The organism is Alkalihalobacillus sp. R86527 (assembly GCF_042466185.1).
Lineage (GTDB): Bacteria > Bacillota > Bacilli > Bacillales > Guptibacillaceae > Guptibacillus.
Genome location: NZ_JAXHBW010000001.1, coordinates 1,401,291 through 1,417,782, shown reverse-complemented (window position 1 = coordinate 1,417,782; position 16,492 = coordinate 1,401,291). Strand labels below are relative to the sequence as shown.

The following is a 16,492-nucleotide window of genomic DNA, read 5'->3' as shown; positions in this document are numbered from 1 at the left end:
GATTACGTTACGGGTAGTTAAAGAAGCAAGAAAACCAAACTGATCTAGCCCCTTAACGAATCCAGCCGTTGCAATTCATAAGAAGGATCAAACAGCAAGAAACTCCTGAAAAACTTCATTTCCCAGGAAAAATCCTTGTTCTGTTAAAGCGATATGACTTCCAGTATCCTTTAAAAGTTCCTTGTACACTAACTTTTCAATCTGTTCACCAAAAACACTCTCTACGGGCGTGCCATATTTTTCTTCAAAGGTTTGTTTTGATACGCCTTGTCTCATACGGAGTCCCATAAACATTTCTTCTTCCATCTTCTCCCCTTTTGTTAATTCGTTTTCATCCACATAAGGGAACCCATGCTCATCGATCCGAGACATATATTGTTTGAGTGGTCCCGCATTCGCACGCCTCACACCATCAACATAACTATGCGCTCCAGCACCGATACCGTAGTATTCGTTGTTTTTCCAATAGGTGATATTATGCTGACTCTCGTAACCAGGCAAAGCGAAGTTACTTATTTCATATTGCTTTAATCCATGTGCTTCTAGGCGACGAATCAGTTCTGAATACATCTCAGCTTCAGCTTCCTCAGTTGGGAGAGGTAGCTCCCCTTTTCTCCATTGATTGTAGAACACTGTTTTCTTTTCGACTTGAAGAGAATAGGAAGAAATATGGGTAATACCCAAATCAACCGCTCGTTCAATCGAATCGGAAAGCTGCTCTAACGTTTGTTCAGGCAGCCCAAACATCAAATCAAGGGAAAGGTTTTCGAACCCTGCATGTTTTGCCATCGTTACAATATCGCTAATCTCATCTACATTATGACCTCTTCCAAGACGTTTTAATAGCGAATTTTGAAATGCCTGTGCTCCTATACTAAGTCTGTTAACACCATACTTCTTCATAATCTCAAGTTTACGCGGGGTAACACTCCCAGGATTGGCTTCCATCGTAAACTCTAATCCTTCTTCTGTGTAAGGAAAGAACTTGGTAGAGACAGAATGAAGAAATTGCTCTAGCTGCTGTTCGTTAAGTGCAGTCGGTGTGCCTCCACCTACAAAAATAGTGTTGATTGAAGATGTCGGGAACCGCTCTAAAGTGCGTTCCATCTCACTATCCATATGTTCGAGATATTCTATTACAGGTTGTCCCTGCATAAATACTTTATTAAAATCACAATAATGACATATATAATCACAAAATGGGATGTGCAAATAAACAGCGTTTACCATGTTAATCACTGCTTTCTAAAATAATCTAAAGACCGCAGAAAGCTCTGCGGTCTCCTTAACCTATACTATAAAAATCGATTACCTTCATCAAATAGAACGGGTTAGTTCTTCTTTGTATTATCCTGACGAAGAACAGCCATGAAGGCTTCTTGAGGCACTTCAACCTTACCGACAGTCTTCATTCGTTTTTTACCTTCTTTTTGTTTCTCAAGCAATTTACGTTTTCGAGAAATGTCCCCGCCATAACACTTGGCTAAAACATTTTTCCTAATTGCTTTAATTGTTGAACGAGCAACAACTTTCTGTCCAATCGATGCTTGAACTGGAACTTCAAACTGTTGTCTAGGAATTAAGTCTTTCAACGTTTCTGTAATATCCTTTCCGCGTTCATATGCGAAATCTCTATGGACGATGATTGATAGTGCATCAATCGTTTCACCGTTGAGAAGGATATCCATTTTGACAAGGTTAGAAGGCTTATAGCCCATCATCTCATAATCGAAAGATGCATAACCTTTTGTGCTTGATTTAAGTTGATCAAAGAAATCGTAAACAATTTCAGAGAGCGGGATATGGTAAACGATGTTTACACGCGTCTCATCTAGGTACTGCATATCGATGAAGTCTCCGCGTTTCCCCTGACATAGTTCCATGATTGGACCAACATAGTCATTAGGAGCCATAATCGTTGCCTTTACAAATGGCTCTTGAACTTCAGTTATTGTTTGTGCATCCGGCATCAATGCTGGATTATCGATGATCTTCTCTTCACCATCTGTTAACTTAACTTGATAAATTACACTTGGAGCTGTTGTGATCAAATCAATGTTAAACTCACGCTCAATACGCTCTTGGATGATCTCCATATGCAAAAGGCCAAGGAACCCACAACGGAAGCCAAACCCTAATGCCTGGGATGTTTCAGCTTCGTATTGAAGTGAAGAATCGTTAAGCTCTAGGCGTTCAAGCGCTTCTCTAAGGTCGTTATATTCAGCAGAATCAACTGGATAAAGACCACAGTAAACCATTGGATTCATACGTCGGTAACCCGGTAGTGGCTTGTCTGCAGAATTTTTAACTGAAGTAATCGTGTCACCTACACGAGAATCGCCAACATTTTTAATAGCAGCAGTTAAAAAGCCTACGTCCCCAACCGAGAGCTCTTTCTTAGCCACAGGCTTCGGTGTAAACACGCCGAGTTCTGTCACTTCAAACTCTTTACCTGTAGCCATCATTCGAATTTTTTCTCCTACCTTCACAGAACCTTCCGTAATTCGTATGTATGCCACTACACCACGGTAAGGGTCATAAAGCGAATCGAAAATTAGTGCTTGTAAAGGACCTTCTGGATCACCTTGTGGTGCCGGTACCTTCTCAACAATTTGCTCAAGAATGTCCTCGATACCAATGCCCTTCTTCGCGGAAGCGAGAACCGCATCAGATGTATCAAGTCCGATTACATCTTCAACTTCTTGAGCGACACGCTCCGGCTCAGCACTAGGCAAATCAATCTTATTAATAACAGGGAGAATTTCCAGGTCATTGTCTAAAGCAAGATATACGTTCGCAAGTGTTTGTGCTTCAATTCCTTGAGCAGCGTCTATAATTAACAAAGCACCTTCACATGCGGCAAGACTTCTCGATACTTCATACGTGAAGTCGACATGTCCAGGTGTGTCTATAAGGTGAAAGATATATTCTTCTCCATCTTTCGCTGTATAAGTAAGCTGGACGGAATTCAGCTTAATTGTTATTCCTCTTTCACGTTCAAGATCCATCGCATCAAGCGTTTGGTCTTTCATTTCTCGATCAGTGAGGGCGCCGGTTTTTTCTAATATTCGATCGGCCAACGTTGATTTTCCATGGTCAATGTGAGCAATGATGGAAAAGTTACGAATCCTCGACTGTCTTTCTAATTTCTGGTCACGGTTCATCTACAATCACTCCTAAAGGCGAAACTACGCTAGTATAGATTATAGCAATACCGCTGTCCATAATCAATTAGCAATACGACTACATGGTTCTATATCAAAAAAAATAAGCCACATCAGCGACTTATTTTACGATTTACGCTAGTTTTCGTATCTTCTCTTTAAATAAAACAATGTTCAACTTTATTTGAAAAGGGAAAGAAATTCTGTCACAAGTGTAAATGTAAATGAAAGCAATGTTTGTATAATCGATGAAATGGCACTACTGATTTTAGTCCCTAAATCACCCAAAACATTGAATTCATTGGCATCTTCAAGTATTTGTTGTTTTTCTTCCAGATTTTCATTTGTAATAGAAGTCCCTAGAATTTCTGCCTCAACTCCGTCAGGTGCTTTCGAAAGCTGAAACGCACCTGTATCATCACTTCCTTGCATAGCATTCATATTCTTTGAGGCTTGTTCCATCCCAAGTAAAACGCCGAACAATAATAAAGAGATCAGCAGAAAGCACTTTAGAAAAAAGGCTACCATAGCCATACCCCTTCCGTTTGAATGCTTGTCCTATTCCCTATTCGTATGCACATCGCGCTTTATTATGACTTAATGCGTATACATTCCACTATTGTTTTGATCAACTTCGGTATGAAGCGCACTGTTTAAACCACCTGAAATAACATTTGCCATATCTTCAATAAACACATCTACTTCTTTAGGAGTAACCATTAGATTATGACCCATTGGAGCTAGTACTTCTCTGATTAAATTTCGCTTCTCTCCGTCTTCTAACGTACCAACCATACCCAAAAATGTTTGACGCTTTTCTGTATCAGGTAAGTCTTCCTCTGTATACGTCTTTTTTTCTCCGAACGTCATACCAGCAGGCGCCAGTGATTTAGAAGGCTTATCCTTCTCTTTAAGCTCTCTTCCGAAGTGCTTTAATATATAATCAATCGTATCACTCGTAATCGAAACTGCATCGACCACAGTTGGAATTCCGATTGCGATTACAGGAATGCCCAGCGTGTTAAAACTCAACTCTTTTCGCTTATTTCCAACTCCAGAGCCGGGGTGGATTCCAGTATCAGAAATTTGTATAGTCGTATTTACACGTTCGATTGAACGAGATGCTAGTGCATCAACTGCTATGACAAAATCAGGCTTGGTTTTTTCGATCACACCATGGATGATATCACTCGTTTCGATACCTGTTATCCCCATCACTCCAGGAGTAATGGCGCTTACTGGACGGAAGCCCTCTGATACAGACTCTGGTTGTAAGTCAAACAAATGCTTTGTAATCAATAAATTAGATACAACATGAGGACCTAAGGCATCTGGTGTAACTTGCCGATTTCCTAATCCGACGATCAAGCAACTCGCATCTTTCTTCACGCCTTGTTGATCAATAAATGCTGCAAATTCTTGTGCAAAAACCTTTTGCACCGTCTCTTGGAGTGCGGAATCTTTCCTTCGGATTCCCTGGACTTCGAATGTGATATAATGTCCTGGTTTTTTTCCGATTTCTTTTTCGCCTTCTTCGGTAACCTCTACCGTTGTAATTTTCACACCTTCTTGATCTCTTTCCTTTACGATTACACCATTTAGCTCATTTGGTTTTTCGGATTCCATTTGTTTTGCTTTTTTTTCTTTCACCATTTCCTGAGCTTCAACCGCTAAATCTGTTCTCACTTGGTACATATCTAAATCAAGCTGATCCATGAGCTCACCTCTAATTCCATCTTTTAAATGTTAGCCTTTCCTTTGTAACAGCTTTTCATTCTCTATTGCATTTAAGCGATCTATTTGATAGAATGTTTTTTGTTCTATGCACGGATATGACATGGAATTGTGAAGCCTTGCAAGGAGGTGAAAGGTATGCCAAATATTAAATCTGCGGTTAAACGCGTTAAGACTTCTTCAGATCGTCGCACACATAACATTGCGATCAAATCTGCAATGCGTTCTGCTATCAAGGACTTTGAAAACAAAGCTGAAGCAAAAGACGTAGAAGCTGCTCAAACAGCTCTAAGTGAAGCTTCTAAGCGCATTGATAAAGCTGCTGATAAAGGAATCATCCATAAGAATTCAGTAGCACGTAAAAAGTCTCGTCTTGCTAAAATGTATAACGAGATTTCCGCTTAATTTCTTAAAATGTTAAAAGCTGTTGGGGATTTCCCCAACAGCTTTTTTTATATGCTTTTTATTTTTGTTAGCAACAATTCTAATAGCAATTTCTTCTCCATCTTCCCTGTTTTCATTTCGTAGTCTGTTTCTGCAATTTGGTCCAAAATATACAGCAGCTGCTCCTCATTAAAGGACTTACTCTGTTGATGTGCAATCTTAACTGCATACGGATGCAACTTCAGCTGTGAAGCCATTTGTTTTTGACCATATCCTCTTTTAGCAAGCTCACTCACTTGATAAATAATTCGAAATTGTCTTCCGACCAGTGATAAAATTTTGATCGGTTCTTCGTTAATTTTCAACAAATCATACAAGATACGAAAAGCTGTATTCAAATCTTTTCTTACAATGCGATCAATAAGTGCAAAAATATCATTCTCGAGCGTTCTAGCTACAAGTAAATCAACAACTTCTTCGTTAACGGTTCCGCCTTCTCCCACATAAAGAGCCATCTTATCGATTTCTTGTTGCAATAACATAAGGTGACTACCGATGAGCTGTACTAATCGCTCTTCTCCTGCTTTATCTAAAGCTACATGAAGTTCTTTCGCTCTCTGTTGAAGCCAATCGCCTAGATGACGATCTTCCAACGCTTCCGCCTTAACAAATGCTCCTGCTTTTTTTAATGATTTCACTAATTTTTTTCGCTCATCTAATTTCTCATAAGGTGCTTCTATAATGAGAATAGTAAACGGTGAAGGATTTTCAGCATACTGCATTAACGCGTCAAGATTATGCTCTACTTTACTCTTGTCTTTGACTGCCGTGAGGAAAGAAGGGTTTTTTAACAGCACCACTCTTTTCTCTCCTAAAAAAGGCATCGTTTCCGCTTCTTCTATTGCTTCTTGAACCGGGGTTTCATTCAAATCATATGTAGCTAGTCCAAATTCTCTTTCTTCCATAGGAAGTCCCTTATCGATAATTAACTTTACAAGGTCATTAATTAGAAAAGCTTCCGTACCCATCAATAGATAAACTGGATCAAGATTACCTTGTTTTATTTTCTTTTTAATTTCCGAAACGGACATATTCTGTACACCTCAATTTTCGTTTGTCCATTTCTATCCTAATCGGTGACTTCGTCGTTGGCAAGCATAAAAGGGAAGCCGGCTACAGTCACCAGCCTCCCATTTATAGTAAACGCTAGTGAGAGGGGCCTAGGACTCCCGCCCACCAACGATATTCTGTTGTAGTAGTTAGGATATCCTATGCAAAGATAAAGTATAGGTGACAACTCTTTACAGGAAAGGGAGCGAATTCATTCTAAATCCAATATTCTTCAAAATGACACATATCCTCTATCCCTATAAAGACAACTTAAATAAAACATGTTACAATATTTATTGAAATGCACCTGTAAAACACCTTCATACATAACGACTACGAAGGTAGTTGATTGATTATACTAACAGGGAAGCAGGAGGGAAGGCTAATGAACGAGTTTGAAAAAGATGTTCAGCATAAGTCCAATGACGCGGTCGAATCTGCAGTTGGGTTTGTTGTACCATTTCTATTCTTTTCCATCATTTTCTTCACAGCTGTCGCAATTAAAGCAATCAGCTAAATAGACTGCCTTCAGGCAGTCTATTTTTCATTCTGATGAACTCTCCACTTCCCTACTTTACGAACGAAATAAGTGTATGTGATCGATCCGCTCTCATCAGTTCTCATAATGTTCGCCCCTGATTTTTGCAGACGCTCAATCACCACTGGGTCTGGGTGACCATATCGATTGTTTTCCCCTGATGATATGATTGCTATTTTTGGTTGAACAGCTTTTATTAATTCTTCTGAGGTCGATGTGTCACTACCGTGATGGCCAACTTTGAGGACGTCAGCTTTTTTCTTGTGATTGGATTTGACCAATTCATATTCTCCCTCTCCCTCTAAATCACCCATAAATAGCCATCTGTATTCACCTATTTTTGCAAACAAGACGATACTCCCATCGTTTTCTTCTTTTGTATCCAGGACCTGCCGTATGGAAAAAAACGCATCTCCAGATCGCCATGAAATTCCCTGTTTTGCTTTTATAATGTTACCTCCATTTTCTTTCACTACGGAGATGATTTCTTGTTCCGAAATCGTTTGTTCATCACTTCGGTCTACAATCACGTTCTTTACGTTCATTTCATTCAAAACCCCTCTTGCGCCCCCTACATGATCGAAATCGCCATGAGTTAACAAAAGAATATCGATTGTGCGGATGCCTTTCGATTTCAAATACGGCACAACAAGGTCTGCACCTACTTCAAAAGGATCTTTCTTTTCCTCCCATTCTTGGATTTCTCCAAAGACCGGGGTTCCTCCCGTATCAATCATAATGACTTGCCTTTGGAAAGGTAACTTGATGATGATACAATCTCCTTGCCCAACATCTAAGAACGTTACAGTTCCATATGGATTTAAGAAAGGCAGCATATATAAAACGAACATAATTACTATCCATATGAAAATTCCTTTAATGAATTTATTTTTCTCCCATAACAAAAGGACAGTATAGGAAGAACCAAAAAACAAAATTAATGCACAGGTTGACGGACTACCAAAAATCAGGGTGAAGTTCAAATGATTTAACCAAACCAATATCGTATGAATGGTGTCGACAATCGCTGCAAGCATTTCTGAAAGCACATAAAAAAGAGGTGTAAGGTGTAATAATCGCAGGATAGCCAATATAAAAACAGCCGGAAGAATGACAGCAGATATTACTGGAACATATAAAATATTTAAAGGTAAGCTAAGAGGAGATATTTCATAAAAGTGATACAAAACGAGTGGAAGTGAAATGAGCTGGGCGATCAATGATACGCCTAACAATTGTGAGAAGGGTGTAGTTAACCGTTTAAGAAGAAGGCTCGAAGAAATAATCAGAGCATATGAGACAAGAAATGATAGTTGAAATCCAATATGATAAGCGACATAGGGGTTTTGGATTAAGATAAGTAAGCATGCAACAGAAATACCATCTAGAGGATTTGGCATGAGGCGTAGTCTAAGAAGGAAAAAGATCATCATCATCATGAGTGACGCTCTAATCACTGATGGTGCCGCTCCTGCGAAAACCATATAAATAGGGCACAGGAAGAATAGTACCTCATAGGCACGTTGCCTCGTCACACCGAGACGAATAAATCCCCAGAAAACAATTCCACTGATGACACCAACGTGCAAGCCTGAAACAGCTAGTACATGGCTTAATCCAAGCTCTCTATATGCCTTTTCCACTTCAGAATCCATTAAGTTCTTTTCTCCGATTAATAACGAGGATGCAATTCCTTTTAATTCATCAGGGTAGTGGTTTTTAATGTCAAACAATACTTTCTGTCTTATTTGTTTTATACCGAGGTTAGCAGGGGGCTTACATTGGGGTTTTTTATTAAGCTGATAAACCCAAACTATATGTTTTTGTTTAAGGTATCGTGGATAATTAAACTGTGATGAAGCACCTGGCAATGCAGGAGGCTCTAATGCTCCAGAAAGGGTACAAAAAGAACCTACCGACAGAGTGTTCAGGGTTTCCTTTTCACTTTTTGAGCTTATAAAATAATTCACCATTACTTTCTCATTAGAAACCGTTTTATATTCGAATGTCAGCTTAGAGCCATCCAGGACGGGAATCGAATCGATTTCACCTTTTAAAATGCTCTCTTCACCAGACAAGCCTGTTTTGTATTCATTATCGATAATACCCATGTAGAAGTAGGCACAACAAAACGTTACAAGAACGTAAAAGGTTAGGCGAGGAGCTTTCCTCGCACACCAAATGACAAGAATGATTAACATTAACAATGAATAAATTGATTCTCTAGTCGTTATTCCGATTAACGCAGCTGCTGAAATCAGCCAAAGTTTACCTCTCACATCTTACTATAGAGGCTTGAAGCTTTTTCATATAAAGGTCTTACTTCATCAGAAGCTACCCCTGCATCAGCTAATTTTGCAAGCAATTCCGCAGTTAGATCAAGTTTTTCTTGACTGTTCGTATCAAGGATCATTTCTTCTAATTCCACCTGACGAACTTGCACTCCTGTATCTTCAAATAATTCAATCGCATATGGATGGTTTTTATAATCTGTTGCATAAATAACAGACTTAATTCCAGCTTGGATGATTGCCTTGCAGCAATTAATACAAGGGAAATGGGTAACATAAATTTCTGCCCCGGTTGTTGGAACACCGAATTTTGCACATTGAATAATTGCATTCATTTCTGCGTGAATCGTCCTTACACAATGATTATCTATAACATAGCAGCCCTCATCGATACAATGAACTCCTCCTGATACAGATCCATTGTATCCACCTGCGATCATCCGCTTGTCCCTAACGATGGTAGCGCCTACTGTTAATCGCGTACACGTACTTCGTAATGCAAGCAAATGACTCTGAGCCATGAAATACTGGTCCCACGAAATTCGGTCCATTTTATACCCCCTAAGTTCTTTATTCTATTGCTAAGTTTGAGCGATTTGCTCTCTGTCGTCAATCCACCTTATTCTACCGTAATTAAATCCTTTAATTTCTCAAAGGTCTTTTCTCCTATACCACTTATTTCTGTTAGGTCTTCTATCGAAGTAAATCCACCTTTTTCCTCTCGATAGGCAAGTATCGCTTCAGCTTTTGCTGGACCTATTCCAGGAAGCTCCTGTAGCTCAGAAAGAGTGGCTTTGTTAATGGAAATCAAGCCATCATTTGAATCAATGGGAGAAAGTTGAGAACCTTCCCCTCCTTCTCCTTTAACAGGAACATATATCATCATTTCATCTACCAATTTACCTGCTAAGTTTAGCTGGGTTTGGTCAGCTTCTTCCAAAAAACCACCTGCTCTAGTGATAATATCCTTTACCCTAGCATCACTTTTAAGCTCATAGACACCTGGTTTAACGACTGCTCCTTTCACATCAATCAAAATGTATTCAGGTTCGACCTTCTGAATCTCTTCTTCACCTTCAACACTTTCTTCAACCACTGCCTCTTCTATAAATAAATCGTCCTTTGCCTTTTGAGAAGATAGATAGATTACACAAATACAAACAACTACTGCTAATAATCCTATTCCAATAATTGCTTTTTCACGAGAAGAGAGGCTTTTCAGGAACTCCAAACTAATTCACATTCCTTTCGAAAAAATGATCAAGAAACATAAAATGTGTTACAGCGACATATCTATTTAGGAGAAATGCGTGTGGAAGGAGGGGAAGCGAATTGAAAATCGGGGTGATTGGGACCGGAAATATGGGCACGATCCTAATATCTTCCTTTATTGACTCATGCGCAGTAAAGCCTTCACAGCTTATTATCATTAATCGCACAAGTAAAAAAGCGCATTCTTTAAAGAAGCAGTATAAAGGAATACAAGTAGCTCAAAACGCAGAAGAAATCATTCGAAACTCGGAAATCATCTTTATTTGTGTTAAGCCGCATGAATATTTTCCCTTGCTAAAAAGCATCCGAAATGAGTTGAAAGAAGATCAACTTGTGGTATCCATAACGAGCCCTATACAAGTCAGGGAGCTAGAAACGTTTGTATCATGTGATGTCGCGAGAGCAATCCCAAGTATCACCAATCGAGCTCTGAGTGGTGCTTCACTTGTAACATTTAGCAATCGATGCTCAGAAGTGAATAAAGAAAAACTAATGTATCTGATGTCACAGATCTCGACCCCCATTGAAACAGAAGAGGAAGTTACTAGAGTTTCTTCTGACCTCGCAAGCTGCGGTCCAGCCTTCTTAAGTTACTTAATTAAGAAGTTTATTGATGGCGCAGTTTCTGAAACAGAAATTTCTAGAGAACAGGCCACAATACTAACTACAGAAATGCTAATTGGGATGGGCAAACTGTTAGAAAAAGATTATTTCTCGTTGGAAACTCTTCAGAAGAAGGTTACAGTAAAAGGAGGAGTAACTGGAGAAGGATTAAAGGTGCTCGAAAACGAAACTGGAGACATGTTTAATCATGTGATACAAAGTACGCACAGAAAGTTCGATGAAGACCGAAAAGGGATCAAAACCCAGTTCAAAGAAGAAACTAGACAAAATTAAGTGGTGACGACAGTAAGCATATATTCGCCTTCTGTTGGATAACTCCTTTTATAGAACACAAAAAAGGTTGATTTCAATTGAAATCAACCTTTTTTACATGCCTTAAAGAATATTCTTTCAGAGGTTTCCGTCGGAGAATGATCCGAAAAATCAGCAGTAATGCAAATGTTCCTGAATCCTAAGTCACTTAACCATGCAGAGTACTCCTCAACAACAAATGTTCTCTGTAGATGCACTTCATCAAACCGCTCATACAATCCTTCCTCGTTCTCAAGAAAGAAGCTTAAGTCATGTTCCACAGAGCCCCTTTCCTGCCCAGAGAAGCTATTCCAAATATATGAGATATCATCATCGTTGCTAGCGAATGTATGTCCTACGAAAAGATTAGTGATTTTATGCATTGAGTGTACATCAAAGAGCAAAACACCACCAGGTTTTAGGTGGTCATATATTCTAGTAAATGTGGATTTAACGCCTTGCTCGTCCGTAATATAGTTTAACGAATCACAAAAGATTGTTACCACATCATATTGATCAGCCGTCTCTAACTCACGCATATCTTGTTGAATAAACCGCACATTCAAATTATTTCTGGTTGCTTTTTCGTATGCAACGGACAGCATTTGTTCTGAAAGATCTACAGCAGTAACATCAAATCCTTTATCAGCAAGCTTTAAAGAGCACTCACCAGTACCACAACCTAAGTCTAATACTTTTCCTGAAGAGCACTCGTTCAAAACTAGTTCCGTCCACTTATCATAAGGTGCATCAGCCATAAGCCGATCATAGACATATGAAAACTGTTCGTAAGAATCCATTTTACGCTAATATTTCATTTAAAGGTAGATGTGGAGCATCTCCCCATAGCTTTTCTAAATTATAATAATTTCGCTCGTCTTTATGGAAGATATGGACAATAACAGAACCTAAATCGACTAGCACCCAACGTGCTTGATCATAGCCTTCAAGTCGTTTAACATCCATCCCCTGTTCAAGAGCCTGCTTTTTCACTTCTGTAGCGATCGCTTGGACTTGTTTCTCTGAATTACCGTGACAGATTAAGAAATAATCTGCGATTAAAGAAACACCGTTCATGTTTAATGCGATTATGTCTTCTGCTCGTTTATCATCGGCTGCTTTGGCGGCCATCGTAATCATGTTCGTTTCTTCCATTTGTTTCTCCCTTCTCTCTTCACCTAAGCTTTTACAAGATCATTGTACGTATCGAACGTTGCCGGATAAACAGGTTGATTTTTCTTCATCAAAAAGTTCACCGTATTTTTTAGTGATTGAACGATTGCTTTATCAAGATCTACTGTTGATAATTCTCTAACTTCTTCTACACCTGGAAACTTTCTTCCTGGCTCAATATAGTCAGCTAGAAAAACACATTTTTCAATGATTGTCATGTTAGGACGTCCGGAGGTATGATAATGAATCGCATTAAGTATATCTTCATCGTTAATACCAATTTCATTTTTCACAAGAATCGCACCCACAGGGGCATGAAGAAGCTCTGTAGAGTAATCTAGCAGGTCTTCAGATAAACCATACTCCTTCACAATCTTCCTCATTTCATCTTTTGGACGAAATTTAGCATAGTCATGAAAAATAGCAGCAATTTCTGTTTTCTTAACATCCGCGCCATACATTTTCGCAAGATCGATAGCTGTATCGGTAACACCGATTGTGTGTTCATACCGATGATCAGTTAGGTGTGGCTTAACCAACTGGAGTGCCTCGTCTCTATTCATCATACAATCCCTTCTCCACAATATAATTTCGGACTGAATCAGTTAGCAAGTACCGTCCACTCCTACCAAACTTTATTGCGTTCCTAATTATACTGGAGGAAACGTCAATCTGAGGTACATCAACTAAACTTACATTCTTAGTTTCTCTCCCTGGCTTATAACCAGGGCGGTTGACACCAATGAAAGAGATCATACGCGAAAGGTCTTCAATACGATGCCAGTTCGGTAAATCCTCGATCATATCGCCTCCAACAATGAAATGAAAATCAATGTCGGGATAACTCTTCTTTAATATTTCAATTGTATCTACCGTGTAAGAACGCCCACTTCTTTCAAACTCAACCAACGAGATTTTAAATGAAGGGTTTCCTTCTATTGCTCGCTGCACCATTTCAGCTCTATGATGATTATCGCTCACTTTCCCATTTTTATGAGGGGGAAGGTGAGTAGGCATGAACCACACTTCATCCAACTGACATTCTTCAAGAACTCCCTGAGCTAGTGTTAAATGCCCGATATGCGGTGGATCAAACGTTCCTCCTAAGAGACCAACTCTCATCTTATTTGCTACCATTATGGAAGAATGATTTCTTTGTTCTCTGTTGATTCTTTATAAAGGACGATCGTATTACCGATAATCTGAACGAGCTCAGAGCCAGTCTCACTAGAAAGTTCTTGTCCTACTGTATTGCGATCCTCATCACAATTCTGCAGAATGCTTACCTTAATTAGTTCCCTAGCTTCTAAAGCTTCCTCGATTTGCTGCACCATATTTTCATTCACACCACTCTTACCAACTTGAAAAATCGGGTTTAAATGATGGGCTTTTGAACGTAAAAATCTTTTTTGCTTACCTGTTAACATTGTTGTCCTCCTAACTTTTTTAACACCGTTTCTTTCATTCTAGATCGATCAGGTTTGATCCCTAACCATTTTTCAAATGCAAGCGCACCTTGCTCCACGAACATCGAGAGGCCATTCGACGTAATCGCACCTTGCTCTCTTCCTTGTTTAAGCCAGAGCGTTTCGAGTGGATTATAAATTAAATCACTCATTACTACACCCTCTCTTACATTTTGAACAGGCAAAGGCACATTGTTTATTTCAGGGCTCATCCCGATTGATGTTGTATTAATAACAATATCGTAGGATTCAAGTGACGAATTCAGTATTTCAAGAGAAATTGCGTCAACTGTGGCATAAGGACGGCAAACGCTACTTAGCTTTTCAGCTTTATCTAAGGTCCTGTTCGCAATCGTCAATGAACCTACCCCAGATCTAGAAATAGAGACTGCCACAGCCCTCGCTGCTCCTCCTGCACCAACAACCAATACTTTTTTGTTTATAAGACTATCTTCACCCGTTAGCTTCAGCAATGATTGAAGGTACCCCTGTCCATCGGTATTAGCTCCAATTAAAAGGTCTCCTCTACGATAAACCGTATTTACAGCGCCAATTTCCATCGCTTCTTGTTCGACTTCGTCTAACATAGGTATGATTGACACTTTGTGAGGGATCGTTACGTTAAATCCTTCTACTCCGAGCAACCTCAATGCTTTAATACCTTCTTCAAGCTCATCTTCACGCAACTCAAATGGTTGATAGTGATGAGGTAGGCCAAGCTCTTTAAATTCAGTATTATGCATGATAGGAGACATCGAGTGGCCAAGAGGTTGGCCAACTAGTCCAAAAAGCTTCCCCATAGCAATCCTCCTATATTAGTGAGTTTCGAATTGAAATGCCTACCCCTTCCGGAGCATAAGCTTTCACCGTTGATCCTTTACCAGAAACGGTTACCCATCCTAGACCTGAGAAAACAATATCCATCTTATCTTCCTTAATTTTAAATTCGTGACCAACTAGTTTAGGAAGCTCTAACTTTGTTTTTTCTCCTGGTGGATATAGGATCTCTCCAAGTTGATCTTGATAAAGGTTGTCTGCTTTCTCGGTTTTGGTTCGATGAATATATAAATCATTTGAAACATGACAAATGAACGACTCACGTCCGCCTTCAACAAAATCTAATCGGGACAACCCACCAAAGAACAGCGTTTGTCCTTCATTCAATTGAAATACTTTTGGCTTGATTTCTTTCTTAGGGCTGATAAGCTTTAATTCTTCAGCATCAACATAATGAGCCATCTGATGGTGATTAATGATGCCTGGAGTATCATACAACGTGTTACCATCATCAAGAGGAATATCGATGAGATCAAGAGTTGTTCCAGGGAATTGGCTCGTTGTAATCATTTGATCAGCATCACCGCCAAATTCCTGGATTAATCTGTTTACGAAAGTAGATTTACCTACATTTGTACAACCAATGATATAAACATCTCTTCCTTGTCGTAACTGATCGATTTCAGTTGCAACTTCCATTACCCCGTCACCCTTCGATGCACTCATCAATTTCACATTGGCAGGCTTTAAACCATTCTCTCTTGAACTGCCTTGCATCCACTTAATCAACTTTGTTTTGTTTGTTGACTTTGGTAAGAGATCTACTTTGTTTCCTACAAGTAATACCGGATTATTACCTGCAAATCGCTGAATACCCGGTAACCAACTACCGTTAAAGTCGAAGATATCAACAATCTTCACGATTAGGGCATCAGTTTGACTGATTTCGTTGAGTATCTTCAAGAAATCATCATCGGTCAAAGATACATCCTGTATTTCATTATAGTGCTTTAATCGAAAACAACGTTGACAAATCACAACGTCGCGTTTTAAAGCTGATGGAGGGGCATATCCCAATTCATTTTTATTTTCCGTTTGTATATTGACACCGCATCCGGCACAAATAATTCTATTGTTTTCCAACCTTATTCCTCCCACTTTATCTTCCCTTTGCGTTTCATCCAAGAAAGAAAGGCACTTTCCATTTTTCGGTTAAATCTTGTGAAAACACCATCAGTTTTAGCTACCGGAACAACAAGTATAGTATGAAGACCCATTCTATTACCACCAAGTACATCGGTAAATATTTGATCTCCGATTACCACAGCATCATCAGCTTCGATCTTCATATCTTTTAAAGCCTTACGAAACGCCTTAGTCATCGGCTTTTTTGCTTCGTAGATGAATGGGATCTCTGTAGGAGAAGCAAACTTCTCTACACGGTTTTTATTATTATTTGAAACAATCGTCACCATGATGCCTTCGTCACTCATCTGCCTAAACCACTTTAGTAATTCTGGTGTAGCATCAGGCCTGTCCCATTCGACAAGCGTATTATCCAAATCAGTAATGATACCTTTGACCCCTCGTTCTTTAAGAACTTCAGGTTTAATATGGTATATATCTTCTACATGTTCATTAGGTAACAAAGAATTCAACAATTGCAAC

19 protein-coding genes are annotated in these 16,492 nt (G+C 39.3%); 3 read left to right on the top strand and 16 right to left on the bottom strand.

From position 1 onward, the window contains the following. Positions 1-87 precede the first annotated feature (87 nt). The 4 genes from hemW to gpr all read right to left on the bottom strand — a co-directional run bounded on the left by hemW (position 88) and on the right by gpr (position 4,880). Positions 88-1,230 (bottom strand): radical SAM family heme chaperone HemW, encoded by a 1,143-nt coding sequence (gene hemW, locus SJY16_RS07160; RefSeq protein ID WP_377888422.1) that lies wholly within the window; start codon positions 1,228-1,230, stop codon positions 88-90. 101 nt (positions 1,231-1,331) lie between these two features. Beyond that, the gene (gene lepA / locus SJY16_RS07155; protein ID WP_377888421.1) at positions 1,332-3,164 is read right to left on the bottom strand and encodes a translation elongation factor 4; all 1,833 of its coding nucleotides are present in this window, start codon (positions 3,162-3,164) and stop codon (positions 1,332-1,334) included. A 180-nt stretch (positions 3,165-3,344) separates the two neighbouring features. Next, positions 3,345-3,692 carry a DUF3679 domain-containing protein gene (locus tag SJY16_RS07150; RefSeq protein ID WP_377888420.1) on the bottom strand — a complete coding sequence of 116 codons (348 nt, stop codon included), beginning with the start codon at positions 3,690-3,692 and terminating at the stop codon, positions 3,345-3,347. A gap of 69 nt (positions 3,693-3,761) precedes the next feature. Continuing rightward, the gene (gene gpr / locus SJY16_RS07145) at positions 3,762-4,880 is read right to left on the bottom strand and encodes a GPR endopeptidase (protein WP_377888419.1); all 1,119 of its coding nucleotides are present in this window, start codon (positions 4,878-4,880) and stop codon (positions 3,762-3,764) included. A 156-nt stretch (positions 4,881-5,036) separates the two neighbouring features. Here gpr and rpsT point away from each other — a divergent pair, with 156 nt between their 5' ends. Next, positions 5,037-5,303 (top strand): 30S ribosomal protein S20, encoded by a 267-nt coding sequence (rpsT, locus tag SJY16_RS07140; protein ID WP_377888418.1) that lies wholly within the window; start codon positions 5,037-5,039, stop codon positions 5,301-5,303. Positions 5,304-5,350: 47 nt separating this feature from the next. Here the strand turns inward: rpsT and holA are convergent, their stop codons facing one another. After that, positions 5,351-6,373, bottom strand: a complete 1,023-nt coding sequence (holA, locus tag SJY16_RS07135; protein ID WP_377888417.1) for a DNA polymerase III subunit delta — start codon at positions 6,371-6,373, stop codon at positions 5,351-5,353. 404 nt (positions 6,374-6,777) lie between these two features. On the opposite strand from holA, the gene SJY16_RS07130 reads away from it, so the two are divergent. Further along, on the top strand, positions 6,778-6,909 hold the full coding sequence (locus tag SJY16_RS07130) for a YqzM family protein (protein ID WP_224878506.1): 132 nt from the start codon (positions 6,778-6,780) through the stop codon (positions 6,907-6,909). 20 nt (positions 6,910-6,929) lie between these two features. On the opposite strand, the gene SJY16_RS07125 is transcribed toward SJY16_RS07130, so the two are convergent. The 3 genes from SJY16_RS07125 to SJY16_RS07115 all read right to left on the bottom strand — a co-directional run bounded on the left by SJY16_RS07125 (position 6,930) and on the right by SJY16_RS07115 (position 10,452). Then, positions 6,930-9,209, bottom strand: coding sequence for a DNA internalization-related competence protein ComEC/Rec2 (locus SJY16_RS07125; protein ID WP_377888416.1), 2,280 nt, complete (start codon positions 9,207-9,209; stop codon positions 6,930-6,932). Then, positions 9,206-9,772: a ComE operon protein 2 gene (locus SJY16_RS07120; protein WP_377888415.1), complete on the bottom strand. Its 567-nt coding sequence runs from the start codon at positions 9,770-9,772 to the stop codon at positions 9,206-9,208. The genes SJY16_RS07125 and SJY16_RS07120 overlap by 4 nt, the downstream gene beginning before the upstream one ends. Positions 9,773-9,840: 68 nt before the next feature. Then, positions 9,841-10,452 (bottom strand): helix-hairpin-helix domain-containing protein, encoded by a 612-nt coding sequence (locus SJY16_RS07115; protein WP_377888413.1) that lies wholly within the window; start codon positions 10,450-10,452, stop codon positions 9,841-9,843. Between the two features lie 101 nt (positions 10,453-10,553). On the opposite strand from SJY16_RS07115, the gene comER reads away from it, so the two are divergent. Beyond that, complete coding sequence (gene comER / locus SJY16_RS07110; RefSeq protein ID WP_377888412.1) at positions 10,554-11,390, top strand: late competence protein ComER; 837 nt, start codon at positions 10,554-10,556, stop codon at positions 11,388-11,390. Positions 11,391-11,473: 83 nt separating this feature from the next. Here comER and SJY16_RS07105 read toward each other — a convergent pair whose 3' ends face one another. From SJY16_RS07105 to SJY16_RS07070, 8 genes are read right to left on the bottom strand one after another with little or no spacing between them, the layout of a single operon-like run. Further along, positions 11,474-12,208, bottom strand: coding sequence for a class I SAM-dependent DNA methyltransferase (locus SJY16_RS07105; RefSeq protein WP_377888411.1), 735 nt, complete (start codon positions 12,206-12,208; stop codon positions 11,474-11,476). Position 12,209: 1 nt separating this feature from the next. Beyond that, complete coding sequence (rsfS, locus tag SJY16_RS07100) at positions 12,210-12,563, bottom strand: ribosome silencing factor (protein ID WP_377888410.1); 354 nt, start codon at positions 12,561-12,563, stop codon at positions 12,210-12,212. A gap of 23 nt (positions 12,564-12,586) precedes the next feature. Next, on the bottom strand, positions 12,587-13,144 hold the full coding sequence (gene yqeK / locus SJY16_RS07095; RefSeq protein ID WP_377892103.1) for a bis(5'-nucleosyl)-tetraphosphatase (symmetrical) YqeK: 558 nt from the start codon (positions 13,142-13,144) through the stop codon (positions 12,587-12,589). Then, positions 13,137-13,703 (bottom strand): nicotinate-nucleotide adenylyltransferase, encoded by a 567-nt coding sequence (locus SJY16_RS07090; RefSeq protein WP_377888409.1) that lies wholly within the window; start codon positions 13,701-13,703, stop codon positions 13,137-13,139. The genes yqeK and SJY16_RS07090 overlap by 8 nt, the downstream gene beginning before the upstream one ends. A gap of 14 nt (positions 13,704-13,717) precedes the next feature. Beyond that, complete coding sequence (yhbY, locus tag SJY16_RS07085) at positions 13,718-14,008, bottom strand: ribosome assembly RNA-binding protein YhbY (protein ID WP_377888408.1); 291 nt, start codon at positions 14,006-14,008, stop codon at positions 13,718-13,720. Continuing rightward, positions 14,002-14,847, bottom strand: coding sequence for a shikimate dehydrogenase (gene aroE, locus SJY16_RS07080; RefSeq protein WP_377888407.1), 846 nt, complete (start codon positions 14,845-14,847; stop codon positions 14,002-14,004). The genes yhbY and aroE overlap by 7 nt, the downstream gene beginning before the upstream one ends. Positions 14,848-14,857: 10 nt before the next feature. After that, positions 14,858-15,967 (bottom strand): ribosome biogenesis GTPase YqeH, encoded by a 1,110-nt coding sequence (yqeH, locus tag SJY16_RS07075; RefSeq protein ID WP_377888406.1) that lies wholly within the window; start codon positions 15,965-15,967, stop codon positions 14,858-14,860. Between the two features lie 2 nt (positions 15,968-15,969). Then, on the bottom strand, positions 15,970-16,482 hold the full coding sequence (locus SJY16_RS07070; RefSeq protein WP_377892100.1) for a YqeG family HAD IIIA-type phosphatase: 513 nt from the start codon (positions 16,480-16,482) through the stop codon (positions 15,970-15,972). Positions 16,483-16,492 lie beyond the last annotated feature (10 nt).